The following is a 17,664-nucleotide window of genomic DNA, read 5'->3' as shown; positions in this document are numbered from 1 at the left end:
TTGATTCACGCGAGCCCACCCTCATTTTTGGAGTGACTAGCTATGACAATTACTGCCGATATGACGTTTGGCGAAATCGCGCTCCTTCCTGAGTTCGCTGGCTTTGGCGAGCACCTTATGCTTTGCCGGCCTTCAACTTGGGAGCGCATGTGGAATAAACCCATTGTGTCTCATATGAATTCTGATGCTAATCCATATGAAACTGCTCGCGTTTTGCGTGGATTGAATCGAATTGTCGAGCTCGTGGATGACGGGAGGCAGGTTGCCTACGATATTTGGGATGAAGCCGACTGCATCCGTGATCCGACTCGGCGCAATACGAAACTGTTCTTCTTTCCCGGGAGACCTAGGGCTCCCTTTATCATTGCGGTTTCGGGCGGAGGTTATCAGAGCGTTTGTCATCAAGTGGAAGGCTTTCCCGTTGCCCCCGAGCTCAACGATGCGGGCTATAACGTGTTCGTGCTGTCATACAGGGTGAGGGTCGAGCCTTTGATGCCGCGCCCAATCGACGATTTAAATCGAGCCGTCCGTTTTGTCCTGGAGAATTCAGCGAAATTTAATGTCGCAAAAAGTTATGCAGTTATCGGCTTTTCTGCTGGTGCGCATTTAACTGCCGAGTGGGGGACGGACAACAAGGGATTTGCGTCCTACGGATGCGAGGCGCCAAAAGCCTTGGCCCTGTGTTATGCACCGATTGATCTTCATGGCTTTGAGAACGCATCAGACAATAGATTTCTTGATTCGGTGTGCGGCGGGGCTGGTCGCGACTCGCTCGATGATTTCTGTATTAATCAGCATGTGTGGGAGCAGTATCCTCCGACATATCTTTGGCAATGCGCTGACGATGATATTGTATCGCCCGACAATTATGAAAAGATGGTCGATGCTCTGGATGCAGCTGGAGTACACCATGAGGGAGTCATGTATTCAGAAGGGGGGCACGCATTGATGAAGCCCCATGCGCCGGAGACCGACTACTGGTGTATGAGCGTTATTGAGTTTCTTAAAGATTATCTCGACTAGGAAACTGCATGTCGCTTTTTAAGCGGGTGATTTCGTCATGCAATGTTTTCGGTATTGATCGTGGTCGTGGATGAATGATGTTCTAGAATGTTCGTACTGTCACATAAACGAACAGGAGCGAACATGCATATCTACTCTGTATCAGATCACGAGTTCAAATCTTATGGCTGCGTGTGGAACGACGTTCCGTCCAACCTGACCGCTCCGCTCATCGAGGCGCTCGCGGCTACGCCCATCCCCGAGGGCAGCAAGTACGTAGCAAGCGCGCCGGAGCTCGAGGGCGTCAAGGATGCCGATAAGCTGGGCTTTCTCATGTACGGCGGCCGCTCCTTCCAGCTCGGCTGGTGCAACGGGCACAACACACGCCTCAACTGCCTGGAGTATCACCGCGCCAGCGAGTTTAACCTGGGCGCCCGCGACTTTATCCTGCTCGTGGCGCATCGCTGGGAGATCGAGGACGGCAAGCTCGACACCGCGTGCGTCAAGGCGTTCCGCGTACCGGCGGGCAAGGTCGTTGAGGTCTTCAACACCACGCTCCACTACACGCCCTGCATGGTCGACGACGGCGGCTTCCAGGTGATGGTGGCGCTGCCGGCGGGCACCAATGGCCCGCGCCCCGAGGCTGCAGCCGACATGCCTGCCGCCGGTGACAGCTACTGCTACTGGAAGGCTGACAAGTGGGTCCTCTGCCACGCCGATAGCCCCAAGGCAGCCGAAGGCGGCTACGTGGGCCTCGTCGGCAAGAACCTCGACATCACCGTGGACTAGGGGCTTTTGTTTTAATCTGTAACACCTGGCGGGCTAAATCGTCTCTACCTGTTACAGATTGAGATAACCGCAGAGGGTGCCCGAAAGATCTCGATCTGTAACACCAGGCCCGGTTTTGGCGGTCTACCTGTTACAGATCAAGACAAACCGCCCCAAACCACCACAAAGGTGCCTGTCCCCTTTGTGGTGGTTTGGGGCGGCGGTATCAGAAAGTGTCAGGCAGGGGCGGCTGCCGGACGCCCGCGCGCGAAAAGAAGTGTCGACCTGCGTTGCTGTCGTTGAGCGGCGCGCTGTTTGCGGGGATACTGAAGCTACGACAAACAGCGTGTGAAAGGATTGATGCATGGCTTTCCGTAAAGACTTCCTGTGGGGCGGCGCGACGGCTGCCAACCAGTGCGAGGGCGCTTACGACGTGGATGGCCGCGGCCTGGCCAACGTGGACGTGGCACCGCACGGCCCCGAGCGCTATGCGGTGGTCTCCGGCCAGCGCAAGATGCTCGACTTCGAGGACGGCTATTACTACCCCGCGCAGACCGGCATCGATTTCTATCACCACTACAAGGAGGACATCGCCCTCTTTGCCGAGATGGGCTTTAAGACCTTCCGCATGAGCCTGGCTTGGACCCGCATCTTCCCCAACGGTGACGAGACCGAGCCCAACGAGGCCGGCCTGGCTTTCTACGAGGATGTGTTCCGCGAGTGTCAGGCGCACGGCATCGAGCCGCTCGTGACCATCACGCACTTCGACTGCCCGATCCACCTCATCAAGGAGTACGGCGGCTGGCGCAACCGCAAGCTCATCGACTTCTACAAGAACCTCGCGACCACGATCTTTACCCGCTACAAGGGTCTGGTGAAGTACTGGCTCACCTTCAACGAGATCAATATGATCTTGCACCTGCCGTTTATGGGTGCCGGTCTGGTCTTTGAGGAGGGCGAGAACAAGGAGGCCGTCGAGTACCTGGCCGCCCACAACGAGCTCGTCGCCAGCGCTTGGGCAACCAAGATCGCTCACGAGATCGACCCTGAGGTCAAGATCGGTTGCATGCTTGCCGCAGGTAGCTACTACCCCTACAGCTGCCGTCCGGGCGATGTGCGCCAAGCGCAGATTGACAACCAGAGCAACTATTTCTTCGTCGACGTTCAGAGCCGCGGCTACTACCCGGCCTATGCCGTCAAGAAGCTCGAGCGTTTGGGCATCGATGTGGGCATGACGGATGAGGACCGCGAGATCCTGGCCGCCAACACCGTCGACTTCATCAGCTTTAGCTATTACAGCACCCGTTGCTCCGCCGGTGCCGATAACCCCGATGTCGAGCGCACCCAGGGCAACGCCTTCGCCGGCGCCAAGAACCCCTACCTGCAGGAGAGCCAGTGGGGCTGGGCCATCGATCCGCTGGGCTTCCGCATCACCCTCAACGACCTGTACGACCGTTATCAGAAGCCGCTGTTTGTGGTCGAGAACGGTCTGGGCGCCAAGGACGTTGTCGAGGAGGATGGCTCCATCAACGACGACTACCGTATCGACTACCTGCGCCAGCATATCGCCGCGATGCGCGATGCGGTGACCGAGGACGGCGTTGACCTGCTGGGCTACACCACCTGGGGCCCGATCGACCTGGTGTCTGCCGGCACGGGCGAGATGTCCAAGCGCTACGGCTTTATCTATGTGGACCGCGACGACGCCGGCAACGGCACCCTCAAGCGTTCCAAAAAGAAGAGCTTTCACTGGTACAAGCATGTCATTGAAACGAATGGTGAGGATCTGTCCTAAGGAAGCCGAGACACTCAACTTCAGAGTTTCCTAACCAATACGCCCGGCGAGCAGTTAATGCCCGCCGGGCGTTTTGTTAAAAGAAGTGAAAGCACTCATTGGGGACGTACTTAAATGAGTACCCGCAGAATGAGAGTGGATAATCTCCCGTTTTTAGCCTGTTTGTGGGCTCAAAGTGGGAGATTATCCACTCTCGCCATTTGGGCGTCCAAAAATCCTCGCTCGTTTTGTCTTAGTCATTGGGGACGTTCTTAAACGACTAGTCGCTGGCGACGTCCCTCGCCGTCGGCGGATTTTGGGACATGTGGCCCGCTTTTTGGGCCCGCCTGTCGGTACACTAAAAGCACTATGGGTACCCGCGAGCGACATATCGGCCACGCGACCGCCCGATCCGCGCCCGTGGCGGATCTTAGGGGCGGCAGGCTCTTCGCCATGCCGCGATTCCTTGTTGGAATATCGCATGGCGTGTATCGCCACCGCGTCTTTGTTATCGCCGGCGCCATTACCGCGCTGTTCCTTATGCTTTTGGCAGTCTTGCCGGCGCTGTTCGCCTTCGACCCCAAACTTTCTAACGCCGTGCCCGCCTATAGCGAGGTGTCCGAAGAGGTCGTGGATGCGCTCGTCCACTCGAGCTCTCTCCCGCTGCTTGTCGCCGCAATTGCATTTTCAATCTGGGGTGTGTTGGCGTACCTACGCTGCTTGGACTACGTCTTGCGCCGCCGCCTTGTTGCCATCGCCGCCATTTGTGCCCTGTGGATGATCGAGGTCATCCTCAAATATAAGTCGTTCACGCCGTTCTATGCCACCGTGCTGTGGTACCTGTACTACGTGCCCATGACGCTCATTCCGCTGATCTACCAGCTGTGCGGTCTGCGCCTCGCGGGTTTGGAACAGCATCGTATGGGGCGTCGGTACCGCACCGTTTTGTGGGTCATGGCTGTCCTGCTTATCGGCTTTGTGCTTACTAACGATGTTCATCAGCAGGTCTTCCATTTCGATCGATCGAGTGGAACCTGGAGCAACGATTACACATATGGTTGGGGCTACGGTACCGTTCTGGTATGGACAGCCTTTAACTTCGTTGCCTTTTTTATCCTGGTTGGCCGGTCCTCGTCCTTTCGCATCCAGCGTTTCTCGGGTATGGCGGCACTCGTACTGCTGGGTGGTGCATTCTTTGCCATCTCGTATGCGTTGCGCGTGCCCTGGGCATGGAAGCTCAACTTTTCGCTCGTCTATTGCGTCCTGTGCGTGGTGGCGATGGAAATCTGTCTCGATTGCGGTGTCATTCCGTCGTATCACGACATTGCTGGCATCTTCGACACCTTGCCGCTCGACCTCAAAGTTCTAACGCGCGACCTGCAGGAAGTCTATGCCACGCCGGTGTCAAAGCCAATGCCGGTAGGCGTGCGCGAGGAGTTGCGGACCCAGGAGCACGGCCGCTCCCATGCCTTTGCCGTGGCGTCCGATCCCGATGTGATGTACCGTGCCTTTCCACTGTTGGGCGGATCGGCCCTGCTTGCCCAAGACGTGTCGGAGCTCAACGAGCTTAACCGTGAACTGGCACATCGTCGCATGGAGCTGCAGCGTCAAAATGAGCTGCTCGCCGCCGACTACGACCTTAAGACGCATTTGGCAGATCAAGAGGCCGAGACCTTGCTGGTCCAAGACGTGGACCAGGCGCTTGCCCGCGCGCTCGAAGGGGTGTACGACCTGCTGAGCTCGCTGCCGCCGTTGACCGACGAAGCGTCTTCGCACGAGCGTTACCGCATGCTGCAGCGCGCCAAGATGCTCGTCGCCTATTGCAAGCGCAAGGGGTCACTCACGTTGGCACAGCACGGGGAGAGCGGTTTTGATCGCGACCGCATTCAGCTCATTGCCAACGAGCTCGCAAGCGACCTGCGCACTATCGATATCGATTGCGCCTCGATTATCGCCATACGGCGCCCGATGCACGCCAGTACGGTAAGTGCCCTGTACGACTGCGTGTATGACTTTGCGTTTTTTGCCTACACCACCGACCATCCGGCGCTTATGTATCACTTGGGCGACCATGATCGGTGCAGCGTCGAGTTGCGCGCCACGCTTTTTTCCAACGACGAGGAGGATCTTTCGCAGACACCCGCTGCGCAAGAGCTCGAAAGCGCTTTGCAAGGGCGCAACGTGGCATATCGCCTTGAGGGCGAGCCCGGCCAGCTGCGCATGATCGTCTTGATGCCGAGGGCGGGTGAGTGACGATGCAGATTTCGCTCATCCTTCCCCAAATCGTTGCGCTCGATGTTGTCTTTGCCCTGGCTGCGTGTCTGCAGACGATCCACGTCCCGCTCATCTCATCGCGCCGCTCGTCCTATAACCGTAAGGTGATTTGCGCCTACGAGGCGAGCCTTGTGCTTCACCTGATGATTTCGGCGCTCATCTTATTCGCGTCGTCTGGCTCGTATCTGGTGGCGTCGCTTGACGTTTGCGCCAGGGCAATGGGCGGAGCGCTGTGGCTCAATGCCGCAATCTTCGCCTATGGCGTGGTGCTTATGGTGCGCTATCGTCGCCCCGTCATGCTGGTCGAGCTGCTGCTTGTTGTCGCCGTTACACCGCCGGTGGTTTTTGCCATGGGCTCGGCGTGGACCGTTGTCCTTATCGCAGAGGGAGCGTTCTTCCTGTTCCGTTCCATCGCGGCGCTCTTGATGGACGTCCGTAACCGCCAGGAGGATATCACCGCGTTCTCGACGATCGAGACCATCAACGTGATTCCCGTGGGCATCCTGTATCTGGACCCGAGGGGCCGTCCGCTGCTCATGAACCGCTGCATGCGCAAAAACCTGGTGGAACTTCATATGCCCACCGATCTAGGTGACATGAGCGGCACATGGAACGACCTGCGCAAACTTAGCATGCAAATGCCCGAAAGCAGTAGGAACCGTGTGCGGATTAACTTGGACCGTTTTGGTGATGCTCGCGCGGTGGTCGAGGTTTCTCCCGCCGAGATTCGCTTGTTTGTGCACGATGACGTTATGGTTTCGGGCCGCCTCTTTGAGCGCATTATCGGGCTGGATGTGACGGAGTATGCGCATGCCCACGACCGCCTGGCGCAAGCCAATCACCTGCTTGAGCTTGCGGGCCAAGAGCTCCAGTCCCAGATCGAAGAAGTCAAAAAAGTTGCCGACAATGCGGCCTACCTGCGCATGCGTGCCCGCGTGCACGATGTGATCGGGCAGCGCCTGTCCATCCTCCATCGTTATCTGGAGGAGGGGCGCCTGGATGACGAGTCACTCGAGCAGATCGACCCGCTGCTGCGCTCAATCGCTGCCGATCTGCGCAGCGAGGGCGACACCGAACCGGCAGAGCAACTGGGCGATATCGTCCATGCCTTTGGCCTGGTGAGCGTGCAGATCGATGTGGAGGGCGAGCTGCCAAGCGACGCGCGTGTCGCCGCAGCCTTTCTGCAGATTATCCGCGAGGCCTCGACCAATGCCACCAAGCATGCGCAGGCGCATCGGGTCCATGTGCGCCTGCGGCAGGAGACGTCGGAAGACGGCGCTGTTGCGCGGATGGTCGTTTCTAACGACGGCGCGCCTGCACCCGTATCGTATCGCGAGGGAACGGGTATCCCTGGTATGAGGCATGTCGCACAGAATCTGGGCGGCAGCCTGGAAGTCCACACCGCCCCGCCCTTCACGCTTACGGTGTCCATCCCGCTCGCCTCCAACGCCACGGTCCAAAGGAGAAGCTCATGATCCGCGTGTTAATCATCGAAGACCAGGCTATCTTGCGCGAGAGCCTGGCGCGTTCCGTGGGCGACCAGCCCGACATGACCGTTGTCGCCGCGATCGCCGACGCCTCGGATGCCTTGGACGTTGTGCTCAAGGAGCGTCCGGACATGATACTGATGGATGTGTGCACCGAGCACGATTCCAACGGCATCGTGGCGGCGGCGCGCATCAAAGAACGGCTGCCCGAGTGCCGCGTCATTATCATGACGGGTATGCCCGAGATCACCTTTGTGGACCAGGCGCGCGAGGCGGGCGTCGACAGCTTTGTGTACAAGAATGTTGGTATCGACGAGCTATTCGCCGTGATGCGCTCCACGCTGGCGGGTTACTGCACGTTTCCCAAGCCGCCAGAGAGCATCTTCTCGGGCGCGGCGGCCCTCGACGATGTCGAGTTGTCGATCTTGCGCCTTGCCTGCGAGGGTAAGAGCCGCCGCGAGATCGCGGCCGAGCTGTTTATGAGCGAGGGCACCATCAAACGCCGCATCTCGGAGATTCTGAGCAAGACCGGCTACGACAACATCATGCGTCTTGCCGTGCATGCGGTGACCGAAGGCAGTATCGTCCCCAATATGGAGCGCCCGTAGTCGGTACGTCGCCCATGTTCCGGCGCCATACAAGCAGGCCGCCCGCCGTTTTGCATCAGAAGACGGCGGGCGGCCTGCTTGCATGGGCAGTGCTGTCGGCATAAAGCGGCGGGGCCGCAGGATCATTTCCTGCGGCCCCGTCTGGTACGCGCGCGGGTTTGTCCGCCAATCCGCGGCTGTCGATGTCTGTCGCTACGCGATGGTTGCGCTGTAGGAAGCGACGTCCTCGTAGGAATCGGTCAGGTAGGCGTCGATGCCGATGGTCGTGTTGACTAGGCTGTCGAAGCTGTCAAGCGTGCCCTTCGAGAAGGTGAACTCTTCGGTGGCGTTGGTGCCGGGCATCAGGTGGGCCGAGAACCAGGCTTCCTTCATGGTGCCGTTGACGTTTGTCTTGCCGGTGGGGGCGTAGAAGGTCAGGTCCTTGTCGCTCTTGTTGACGATGTTGACGACAAAGCCGATGTCGCCCCAGTCGTCCTGGAACTTCTCGGTGATGGTGATGGTGCACAGGTCGTCATCGGCGACGGTGACGGCGGGGGAGATTTCAATCTTCTGGACGTCGTCGTCTTCGACGGCCTCCTCGACTTCCTCTTCCTTCTCGGCGGCCTCGCGATCCTTCTTCACGGTACCGGATAGGTCCTTATCGGACTTGCTAAAGATGAGCTTGTCCTCGCCGTCCTCAAGGACAAGCTTGCCGTCCTCGAGCTTCACGTCGGTCGTCTCCTTGTCGACGGTGATACTCGCGGTGGTAGCGTCCTTGGCCTCCCACTTTAGGTCGGAAACTTCGGAGAACAAATCGAGGCTGCCCGTGCCGTCTTCATCCAGGACCATGATGCAGCTGATGCCCCATTCCTCGAACATATCCATATACTCATCGGTCAGCTCTTCGCCCTCCGTGGTTCCACCCGAGAGCTTCCAGCTGCCGACAAAGTTGGCCTTGGGGTCTTTGCCGCCGCCGCTGCAGCCCGTCAGGGCAAAGGCGAGCGCAAGGACGCATGTCAGAAATGCGAGTACGGACTTTTTGAACGTTGTCTTCATGGTGTCCTCCTTTATCGAACGAAACCCATAGAAGCAAATGCGGGGGTGGCGGATCCCCCGCCAATTACCAGATAGAGGGGCTAGGGCCTGGGCGTTCCGCAGTTGCTGCAGAACTTGCCGCCGTTTTCGCTGCCGCAGTTGGGGCAGAACCACTTGGCCGGTGCCGGGGCGGGTGCGGGACTGCCGCACTCGGAGCAGAACTTGCCGGTGTTGGTGGCGCCGCAGCTGCAGGTCCATGCACCGGCCGCAGGCGTGGCAGCGGATGCCGGCGCGGGAGCGGGTGCCGGAGCCGGCTGCGGGGCGGCCTGCTGCTGTGCCTGGCCGGCGGCGAACAGCTGGCTGGCGTTCATGCCGCCCATGCCACCTGCCATGCCCATGCCCATAAAGCCTGCCATCGCGCCGTTGGGATTGGCGGCTGCCGCGCGCATTGCGTCGCTCTGGGCGCTGGCAATGTTGGCTGCCGCCATGGTGGGATCGCGCATGACCGCGGCTTTCTGCAGATCCTTGATCATCTGCTCGTCCTCTTGCGAGGCGGCGATGGAGTTGACGCCAAAGCTCACAATCTCGACGCCGCGCAGGTCACGCCAATCGGCAGAGAGGACCTCGTTGAGCGCGCGGGCGAGCTCGGTGGTGTGGCCGGGGATGGCGCTGTAGCGGATGCCCATTTCCGAGATCTTGGCAAAGGCGGGCTGCAGGGCGGTGAGCAGCTCGGACTTAAGCTGGCTGTCGATCTTGTCGCGCGTGTAGCTATCGGTCACGTTGCCGCATACGTTGGTGTAGAACAGCAGCGGGTTGGTGATGCGGTACGAATACTCGCCGTTGCAGCGCACGGAGATGTCGACGTCCAGACCAATGTTGTTATCGACCACGCGGAAGGGCACGGGCGAGGCGGTGCCGTACTTGTTGCCGATGATCTCCTTGGTGTTGATGAAGTAGACGCGCTGGTCCTTGCCCGCGTCGCCGCCAAAGGTAAAGCGGCTGCCGATATTGGCGAAGGTCTCCTTGATGGAATCGCCCAGGTTGCCGCTAAAGACGCTCGGTTCGCTGCCGGTATCGAAGACGAACTCACCAGGCTCCAGCGCGACTTCGATGATCTTGCCGTTTTGCACCACGAGCATGCCCTGGCCGTCGTTGACGGCGATGACCGAGCCGTTGGAGATGACGTTGTCCTCGCCGCGCGTGTTGGAGCTGCGGCCACCGGTGCGTTTGCTGCCCTTGCAGGCCAAGACGTCAGCAGGCATCGATTCGCAGTAGATAAATTCCTTCCACTGGTCGGCCATGACGCCGCCGGCAGCTCCCAATCCAGCTTTCAAGAGTCCCATGGTGATCTTCCTTTCTCGTCAAAGGCCGGGTGGTATTGGTCGGATTGCTTAGTCGTCCTTGTCGTCTTTCATGACAACGGTGGTCTCGGTGTGGTTGAAGGTGTCGTGCTTCTCGGTCAGGTCGAGCTCGCCGCAGTACTCGTCGGCGTGGGTGGCCTCGTTGGCCGTCTTGAGCTGGCCTACCAGTAGCACGTCTCCGATAATCACGATGATCAGCGGCGCGACGATGTTGATGAGGATGCCCTCGATATCAAAGGCGAGGTAATCCGGATCGAAGGCGTTCTCACCCATAAAGAGAATCTGGGAGAGGATAAATCCGATCACAAAGAACAGCACCGAGGCAATAGCGAGCTTGGGCTTGGAGCAGGGGAGCTCGCCGACCAAGCGGCCGGTCTGGCCGTTCATGGCAAACAGGTAGCTCTTGCCGTTCCACGAGGTGGAGAGCATCCAGACGGGGAACAGGGCGTAGTCGCTGTCTTCCCAGGTGTAGTCGAGCTGCTTGCTTTCGACCGTGGCATCGTCGTATTCGTCGACGACAGTCTCGCGCAGGGCCGAGATCGTGCTTTCTTCCATACGGCGCTCGGCGCGCGCCTTGCAGGTCTCGCAGTCCTCGTCGTAACGGTTGGCGATGTAGCCGGGCATATATGCGACCGAGAACGGACGCAGCGCGTCGTAGTCAAACGGCTCGATGGCGTCCATGTGGCCGTCGGGCATCTTGGACGATCCGTCGACGGGCACGCGCTTAAACGAGATATTGCCCTTGCGATAGGCATCGTAGTGGTCGGTGGTCGTGACGGTGCGGTCGGATTCCTCGGTCACGGTCTCGTTGGTCGCGTCAAAGTGCACTTCGCCGTCCACGCGGGCGCCGTAGAGCCAAAACGGCACGTAGACACCTTGGACCTCGTCGATGTGGTTGCCGGTGACAAAGCTCTTGGGCAGCAAGATCTTGCCCTTGTAGTGTTCCTTGAGTGCGGCCGTGACGTCGTCGCGCCCGAGCTTAAACGGAATCACCAGGTCGGGCGAGAAGTCGCCAGAGAGCTGGCCGGGCGCCACGGCGGAGTTGCCGCAGTACGGGCAGGTGGTGACGGCGACGGTGCCGTCGGACACGAGCTCGGCGCCGCACGACGAGCAGATGTAGCCGGCGTTTTGGGCGAGCTCCTGCACGGCATCGTCGGCAGCAGGTTTGGGAGCTGCGGCTGCGGCATCGGCTTTGGCATCTGCCTTGTCCTGGCGCTCGCGATAGAGGGCCTCGACTTCTTCGACTTCAAAGCGTGAGTCACAGTAGTCGCAGACAAGCTTTTGCTCGGCGCTGGCAAAATGCAGGGGACCACCGCAGGCAGGGCACTGATAGTTAACGCTCTCGAAGGCCATGATCGGTCCTTTCCGTGCCGGAGGCTATGCGCCGATGGCGCCGCCGCAGTATTCGCAGCGCCCACTGGCATCGGGAATGGTGGTGGCTCCGCAGAAGGGGCAGGTCACCGCGGTCTTGGGGGCCTTGGCGGCCACGACGCTGTCGCGCGTCTCCTGGCGCAGCTGCACCAGCGCGTCGCGGACCTCGGTTGCCTGGCGCTTGGCCTCGCGGTATTCGATGGAGCCGCGCTGATCGATGGTGGAGTCGTTCACGCGCAGGTTGATCTCGGTAAAGTACGGCGTGTTGACGTGGATGGTCAGATTAAAGTCGTAATCCAGGTCGTAGCGCGGCGGGTTGTAGCTCTCGCGCTCGCCGTCCTTGGTCTCGCGATAGATTTCGGTGCGATGCTCGTCGATATCCATATCGCAGCCGAGTACCTGCGAGAACTCGATGATGTCGGGATTGGCGTCGCGCCAGCGGCTCTGCGAGGTAATGATCAGCAGGCCCGCGTCCTCGTCGAGCATGATGTTGGTGCGCCCGGCAGAAAGCGTGCGCGTGGGGTTGAACGACGCCAGGCGCTCGGCATTGGCCTCGCGGTAGGCGATCTGCTCGCGGATATCGTCCGCGGTGCTGGAGCGATAGCCGTGAAAGTAGGGGGAGAGCTTGCCGGCGCACTCTTTGCACAGGTAGCCTTCATTGATTTTTGTCTTACCTAGAAGTCCCAGCTCGGTACCGCAAATCGCGCACTCTTTCTTCTCGAACATCTTGTCAAAGAAGCCCATGGCTGCCTCCCATCAACTGGTAGCGTGTGTCACTTTTGATGATGGGGGAGTGCGCAGCCTTTCACGATACCCAGACGGCTCAACGAGTCTCCACAACTGGGACACATGGCCCATTTTTGACTAGTCATTGGGGACGTACTTAAATGAGTGAAACTACTCATTTAAGTACGTCCCCAATGAGTACCCGCAGAATGAGAGTGGATAATCTCCCGTTTTTGGCCTGTGTGCAGGCTCAAAGTGGGAGATTATCCACTCTCGTCATTTGGGTGTCCAAAATCCCCGCTCGTTTGGCGCCTGGGGACACTCTTTGTCGAATGTGGGCGTCGCCCTTGCTATGCCACAGTCACGGCGACCTGGGTGTAGCGGGTGCAGGAGCACTCGGCGCGCGTCTGCACGGTGAGGGTGAGCACAAAGCGGTCGCCGGGTCGTGCGTCGGCGGGCACGATGAAAGTGGCATCCTCCGTGCATTCTTGCCATAGCGACAGATCCTGGACGCCTGCATAGCTCGACGGGTCTACGGCGACATCCCAATGCGCATCGAAGCCCCTGCCGTCGGGGTCGACGATGGTCGCCGCAAGGTCGATGCGCTCGCCGGCTGCGGCGCTGCGGTCGGCCGTGACCTCGACAACATGCGCCGGATGCGAGCAGGCTGCCGGATCATGGGCACACCATTGCGCGCGGGCGGCAAAGTCTTCCTGATAGGCACGCAGGTAGGGATTGAGATTGTCGTCTGCGGGCGTGCTGATGGAGGCAAAATCGGCGGGCGCCTTCGCATCGGGGTGTCCATCAAGAAACATGCGGCCGAGTAGCGTATCGAAGTCGCGGTCGTCAATACCGCGCAGGCCAAACGGCAGCAGCGGAATATAGGTCATGCTGTCGCCTTCGGCCATAAAATCGCCGCGCTCAAACTGCACCGCGGGCATGCCTTCCAGGCCCCAATCCAGACGGGCATGCTTGCCAAACTGAAAGCGCTCGGGCTCGTTTTCGTAGACCTTACCATCGCCATAGAACATATAGCGCGCCATGAGGGGGCCGTTGCCCTGCGTGAGATTCTGCTCGGGCCAAGGAGCCTTAAACAGCGGCAGCGTATCGGGCTGAGCTGTTTTGGCGTCGAAATAGTTGCCATACATATAGGGCGTACGCCAAAAGATGAGCTCGGGAAAGAGCTCGCGCCCATGGTCGAGCCACGAGTTATCCTGCCCCACACCATCGGCAACGCCCATCACGCGCACCTTCTGATAGACCCGCTGCTGTACGGCGGGCCACTCGGGCGTGGCGCGATAGCGCTCGGCAATACTCATGAGGGCGCGAACGATCGTATTCATACCACCCCAGCTGAGCAGCCATAACGTACGCGGATCATCATCCAGAATCGCCAGCGCAATTACGCGAGACCCCTCAGTTTCCTCAGTCACATCACCCTCAAAGGCAACATTTCCCACAAAGGTGCGCTCGATCATCTGGGCGGGCGTGGGAAACGGCGGCTCACCGGCAGCGGCGGCATTTGCTTGCAACTGCGGCCAAGCCTGGGCATATTCATTACTCCAGAGACTCTCAATCCAATGCTCGGGAAACGGCCGATACTCACGAAGCTCGCCGGCTAGCGGATCGGGCTCATGAGGCACAACAGCCCACTCATAAGAGCGCCGCCCTTTGGTCCGCCAATGCGAATTCACCTCGCCGAGCGTATGAACCCCATCCCCAAGAAAGTGATACTGCGAAGCCGTATACACCACAGCCTGAACATCAAGCAAGTTGAGATACAGAGCCAAATGAACAAGCGAGTTCATATCATCGACTTCCATATCGGTAGTAGCAATCACCCGAGTCAAATTCTGGGACATAAGCAAAGCTCCAACCAAAATAATTTCAGCCAGTTACGCGCAAGGCAAGACTAAACCCCGGTCCCCGCGATGGGAGGGCTTAGCGGTCGACCCTGGCCGACCACTCCCAGCAGCCCACCGGCTCGCCGTCGATGAGTACGTTGCCCCCGTCGAAGTCTTGATAACACAGGTCGTTGAATTGGTGGATCCACACGCCGTGGTTGAACGTCTTCTTGGCCGAGCCGTCGGCCTCGCGATACACGCCGGTCAGGTCCTCGACATGGCTAAAGTAGGTGAGATGCACGTTGGCGCCGGCATCGCGCAGGCGCGCGAACAGCGGCAGCACGGTCTGCTGCGGGCACACGAGCTCGTCGCCCTTGGAGTGCGTAAACCACAGCGGCGTCTTGGCGAGCGCGGCTACGTCCTCGTCCGTGGCGTTGTACCACGGGGCGCAGCAGGGAAGGCCCGCGGCGAAGAAATCGGGGTAGTCGGCGCACAGGCGCAGGGTCATAAAGCCGCCGTTGGAAAGACCGGCGACCACGATGCGGTCGGTGTCGATGCGGTCGGCATGCTCGGCGACAAACTCATCGATAAGTGCCTTGAGCACGGGGGAGTAGATGCTCTGGTTGGAGTGACCAAGCTGCTCGACGCCGTTGTCCATCCAAAACGTGGGCGACTGCGGCACGAGCACCCAGGCAAAGCCGCCAAAGTAGCGCTGGATCTGCGCCTGGCTGATGGCCGTCACGCGGTTGCCGATATAGGCGCGCGTGGCGCCTTCGCCCTGCGTGGCGCCCTTGCCCTCGCCGGCGCCGTGCAGATACACCACGAGCGGTGCCTTTTGGGGCACGGCCGTGGCCTCGGGCGCAAAGGGGTTGAAGCATGCCGAGTCCTCGGCCTTAAAGCTGGGCTCAAAGAAGCCGTATTCGAGCGCGATACCGTCGACGGCGGTCTTTTGCGTGTCGTTGCTCCAGCCTTTGAGCGCAGGGCAGATATCGCCACGGCAGGTGTCGAAGACCAGGCCGCAGGTGGGATCGTCGCCGTCGTTGCCGGGAAGAGCCGCGAGCTGCGTGATGCGCAGCTGGTCATCGAGCATGCGCGAGCCCATGACGCCGCCTTCGATGGTCTTGGTCAGGCGCTGCTCGGCGACCTCGAGCGCCACATGGGTGCCCACGGCGAGCTTACGTCCGTTTTCGTCGCACGGATATGCGGCGAGAACGTCGATGTAACCCACGGAGGGCGCGGCATGGTCGGCGCCGCGCTCCTTGCGCATCAGAACTTCGCCCGAGCGTTCGTGACGCTCTACATATATATGGAAGGTGTTCGCGTCGATGTCGTTGGCGCGCACGGTGCAGGGCAGGTCGAGTACGACCTTGCTGATCCAGGGGCCAAAGTCGCCCAAGGTGGTGACGGTTGCGTAGGTACACAATTTGAGTTCCATGAGCTGCCTCCCTTGCGCCGCTAGTGGGAAACAAAAGCGGCAATACAATCTAAACATGTTTAGTTTAATCCAGAATTGCAGAACAAGCTGATAAACTCGGTAAACGGCAAAATTTAACACGCCATGAACTACTAAACATATGTTTACTAGCTTCTAGCAGGGCTTCTGTTGATGAGTTAACAGGTCATAGAGGTGTTTATCAAAATAAAAGCCCACGTAAAGAGCCATTTATCAATAGACAGTCAAAGAGACTATCTCCCGCCATTGGAATACGTTCACCCCCGATTTCCTACCGTTCGCCGGACTCTGCACGGTAAAATTGCCACAAATGAGGCGCTCCGTGTAAACTAAAGCCCGTAAACGTTCAGTAAACACTTTGTTTACGACAGCGTATCCAAGGGTCCGGCAACCGTAAGGGGTTATAGTCGCCGGGCCAAAGGCGTGCCTAAGCCCAAGGGGGCTGGCACACGAAGATATGGGGAGGGGTCCCATGGCAGTAGATAACAAGCAGATTGCCACCGATGTCCTCGAGCTCGTGGGCGGCGCGGAGAATGTTTCCGTTGCCACCAACTGCATGACGCGCCTGCGTCTGACGCTCAAGGATAACAACAAGGTCGACGTGGAGAAGATCAAGAAGGTCAAGGGTGTTCTGGGTTGCCAGTTCGCCGGCGCCCAGCTCCAGGTCATCATCGGCCAGAACGTGCCCAAGGTGCTCGCCGAGTTCGTCGCCATCTCCGGCGTCAAACAGGGCGAGGCGGTCAACGAGAACCTCGACGCTCCCAAGGAGAAGTTCGAGCTCAAGAACCTGCCTAACATCATCCTCGACTATCTGTCGGGCTCCATGACCCAGCTCATCCCGCTGCTCATGGCCGGTGGTCTGTTCCGTACCATCGCGGCCGTCCTCGGCCCCACCATGCTCGGTGTGCTCTCGGCCGACGACCCGACCTATACGTTCCTCTACACCACGCTGTACGAGGCCACGTTCACCTTTATCCCCATCTACCTGGGTTATGCCGCCGCTAAGAAGCTCGGCGCCAGCCCGGTGCTCGGCATGCTGCTCGGTGGCGCCCTCATGGCTCCTTCCGTGGTGAGCGTCGCCACCCAGGAGGGCGGCGGAATCATCTCCGTCTACGGCATCCAGATCGCCGCTGCCAACTACCAGCAGTCCGTCCTGCCGATCATCCTTTCGGTGCCCGTCCTGTACTTCATCGAGAAGTTCTTTAAGAAGGTTATGCCCGACGTGCTGTCCACGGTCTTCACGCCGTTCTGCACCGTGATCGTCACGATCCCCATTGCCTTCATCGTCCTCGCTCCGATCGGCAACGAGATCGGTACGCTGATCGCCAACGCCCTCTTCGGCCTTGCTGACCTTGGCGGCATCGGCATCCTGATCGTCATGGCCATCCTCGGCGCCTTCTGGCAGCTCTTCGTGGTCTGCGGCATGCACATGCCCGTCATCCTGCTCGCCCAGGTTCAGATCATCGCTGCCGGTTACGATCCCTTCGTCTTCGTTTCCACCAACTGCGCTATGGCCGCTGTCTGGGGCTGCGCCTTCGGTGCCTTCCTCAAGATGAAGAACCCCGACGAGAAGTCTCTCGCCATCGGTTACGTCATCTCCGCCATCGCCGGCGGCGTCACCGAGCCCGCGCTCTTCGGCATCCTCATGCGCTTCCGTCGCACCATGTTTGGCATGTTCATCGGCGGTGCTATCGGCGCTGTGTTCTCCGGCCTCATGGGTGTTACCTACTACCTCGCAGGCGGTGCCTCCAACTTCCTGGTCTTCACCAACTACCTGCAGGGTGGCCAGATGAACACCGTCTGGGCTATCGTTGGTATGGCAATCTCCTTTGTCATCGCCGCTGCCGTCGTCTTTGCCTGCGGCTTCTCCAAGGAGGAACTCGCCGAGATGGAGGCCTAAGGCCAAACCATTCGGTTGCATATGACCTCACCTACACGACAGGGCCCCGTCAGGCGCAAGCCCGGCGGGGCCCTTCTTGCAA

The 17,664-nt window shown here is 59.5% G+C and carries 13 protein-coding genes; 7 read left to right on the top strand and 6 right to left on the bottom strand.

Annotated features, from left to right (window positions below):
• Positions 1–42: 42 nt before the first annotated feature.
• The 6 genes from DW892_RS05430 (at position 43) to DW892_RS05405 (ending at position 7,913) form a co-directional block, all read left to right on the top strand.
• Complete coding sequence (locus tag DW892_RS05430; RefSeq protein WP_117766239.1) at positions 43–1,023, top strand: alpha/beta hydrolase; 981 nt, start codon at positions 43–45, stop codon at positions 1,021–1,023.
• 123 nt (positions 1,024–1,146) lie between these two features.
• Positions 1,147–1,791 carry a DUF4867 family protein gene (locus DW892_RS05425; RefSeq protein ID WP_117766237.1) on the top strand — a complete coding sequence of 215 codons (645 nt, stop codon included), beginning with the start codon at positions 1,147–1,149 and terminating at the stop codon, positions 1,789–1,791.
• 343 nt (positions 1,792–2,134) lie between these two features.
• Entirely contained in the window at positions 2,135–3,565 is a 1,431-nt protein-coding gene (locus tag DW892_RS05420) for a 6-phospho-beta-glucosidase (RefSeq protein ID WP_117758597.1), read from the top strand.
• Positions 3,566–3,997: 432 nt separating this feature from the next.
• Positions 3,998–5,797: a histidine kinase N-terminal 7TM domain-containing protein gene (locus DW892_RS05415; RefSeq protein WP_158567029.1), complete on the top strand. Its 1,800-nt coding sequence runs from the start codon at positions 3,998–4,000 to the stop codon at positions 5,795–5,797.
• 2 nt (positions 5,798–5,799) lie between these two features.
• Positions 5,800–7,293, top strand: coding sequence for a sensor histidine kinase (locus DW892_RS05410; RefSeq protein ID WP_117766233.1), 1,494 nt, complete (start codon positions 5,800–5,802; stop codon positions 7,291–7,293).
• Entirely contained in the window at positions 7,290–7,913 is a 624-nt protein-coding gene (locus DW892_RS05405; RefSeq protein ID WP_117766231.1) for a response regulator transcription factor, read from the top strand. Before DW892_RS05410 ends, DW892_RS05405 begins: the two co-directional genes overlap by 4 nt.
• 192 nt (positions 7,914–8,105) lie before the next feature.
• Here DW892_RS05405 and DW892_RS05400 read toward each other — a convergent pair whose 3' ends face one another.
• From DW892_RS05400 to DW892_RS05375, 6 genes are all read right to left on the bottom strand, one after another.
• Positions 8,106–8,948, bottom strand: coding sequence for a hypothetical protein (locus DW892_RS05400; protein ID WP_117766230.1), 843 nt, complete (start codon positions 8,946–8,948; stop codon positions 8,106–8,108).
• A gap of 80 nt (positions 8,949–9,028) precedes the next feature.
• Entirely contained in the window at positions 9,029–10,270 is a 1,242-nt protein-coding gene (locus DW892_RS05395) for an SPFH domain-containing protein (RefSeq protein ID WP_117766228.1), read from the bottom strand.
• A 48-nt stretch (positions 10,271–10,318) separates the two neighbouring features.
• Positions 10,319–11,641: a hypothetical protein gene (locus DW892_RS05390; protein WP_117766226.1), complete on the bottom strand. Its 1,323-nt coding sequence runs from the start codon at positions 11,639–11,641 to the stop codon at positions 10,319–10,321.
• 24 nt (positions 11,642–11,665) lie between these two features.
• Positions 11,666–12,403: a DUF4428 domain-containing protein gene (locus DW892_RS05385; protein WP_117766224.1), complete on the bottom strand. Its 738-nt coding sequence runs from the start codon at positions 12,401–12,403 to the stop codon at positions 11,666–11,668.
• A 332-nt stretch (positions 12,404–12,735) separates the two neighbouring features.
• Positions 12,736–14,247, bottom strand: coding sequence for a nucleoside hydrolase-like domain-containing protein (locus DW892_RS05380; protein WP_117766222.1), 1,512 nt, complete (start codon positions 14,245–14,247; stop codon positions 12,736–12,738).
• Positions 14,248–14,326: 79 nt separating this feature from the next.
• On the bottom strand, positions 14,327–15,664 hold the full coding sequence (locus tag DW892_RS05375; RefSeq protein WP_117766220.1) for a prolyl oligopeptidase family serine peptidase: 1,338 nt from the start codon (positions 15,662–15,664) through the stop codon (positions 14,327–14,329).
• 490 nt (positions 15,665–16,154) lie between these two features.
• Between DW892_RS05375 and DW892_RS05370 the strand changes: the two genes are divergently transcribed.
• Complete coding sequence (locus DW892_RS05370) at positions 16,155–17,582, top strand: PTS transporter subunit EIIC (protein WP_117766218.1); 1,428 nt, start codon at positions 16,155–16,157, stop codon at positions 17,580–17,582.
• Positions 17,583–17,664: the final 82 nt, after the last annotated feature.

Origin of the sequence: Collinsella sp. AM40-7AC (genome assembly GCF_003468125.1) — a bacterium.
GTDB lineage: Bacteria > Actinomycetota > Coriobacteriia > Coriobacteriales > Coriobacteriaceae > Collinsella > Collinsella aerofaciens_O.
This window is presented reverse-complemented; position numbering and strand designations above follow the sequence as displayed.

Bases quoted from the DNA above. Each gene is read 5' to 3' on its own strand.
- DW892_RS05430 (WP_117766239.1), top strand. From the start codon at position 43: ATGACAATTACTGCCGATATGACGTTTGGCGAAATCGCGCTCCTTCCT.
- DW892_RS05425 (WP_117766237.1), top strand. From the start codon at position 1,147: ATGCATATCTACTCTGTATCAGATCACGAGTTCAAATCTTATGGCTGC.
- DW892_RS05420 (WP_117758597.1), top strand. From the start codon at position 2,135: ATGGCTTTCCGTAAAGACTTCCTGTGGGGCGGCGCGACGGCTGCCAAC.
- DW892_RS05415 (WP_158567029.1), top strand. From the start codon at position 3,998: ATGCCGCGATTCCTTGTTGGAATATCGCATGGCGTGTATCGCCACCGC.
- DW892_RS05410 (WP_117766233.1), top strand. From the start codon at position 5,800: ATGCAGATTTCGCTCATCCTTCCCCAAATCGTTGCGCTCGATGTTGTC.
- DW892_RS05405 (WP_117766231.1), top strand. From the start codon at position 7,290: ATGATCCGCGTGTTAATCATCGAAGACCAGGCTATCTTGCGCGAGAGC.
- DW892_RS05400 (WP_117766230.1), bottom strand. From the start codon at position 8,948: ATGAAGACAACGTTCAAAAAGTCCGTACTCGCATTTCTGACATGCGTC.
- DW892_RS05395 (WP_117766228.1), bottom strand. From the start codon at position 10,270: ATGGGACTCTTGAAAGCTGGATTGGGAGCTGCCGGCGGCGTCATGGCC.
- DW892_RS05390 (WP_117766226.1), bottom strand. From the start codon at position 11,641: ATGGCCTTCGAGAGCGTTAACTATCAGTGCCCTGCCTGCGGTGGTCCC.
- DW892_RS05385 (WP_117766224.1), bottom strand. From the start codon at position 12,403: ATGGGCTTCTTTGACAAGATGTTCGAGAAGAAAGAGTGCGCGATTTGC.
- DW892_RS05380 (WP_117766222.1), bottom strand. From the start codon at position 14,247: ATGTCCCAGAATTTGACTCGGGTGATTGCTACTACCGATATGGAAGTC.
- DW892_RS05375 (WP_117766220.1), bottom strand. From the start codon at position 15,664: ATGGAACTCAAATTGTGTACCTACGCAACCGTCACCACCTTGGGCGAC.
- DW892_RS05370 (WP_117766218.1), top strand. From the start codon at position 16,155: ATGGCAGTAGATAACAAGCAGATTGCCACCGATGTCCTCGAGCTCGTG.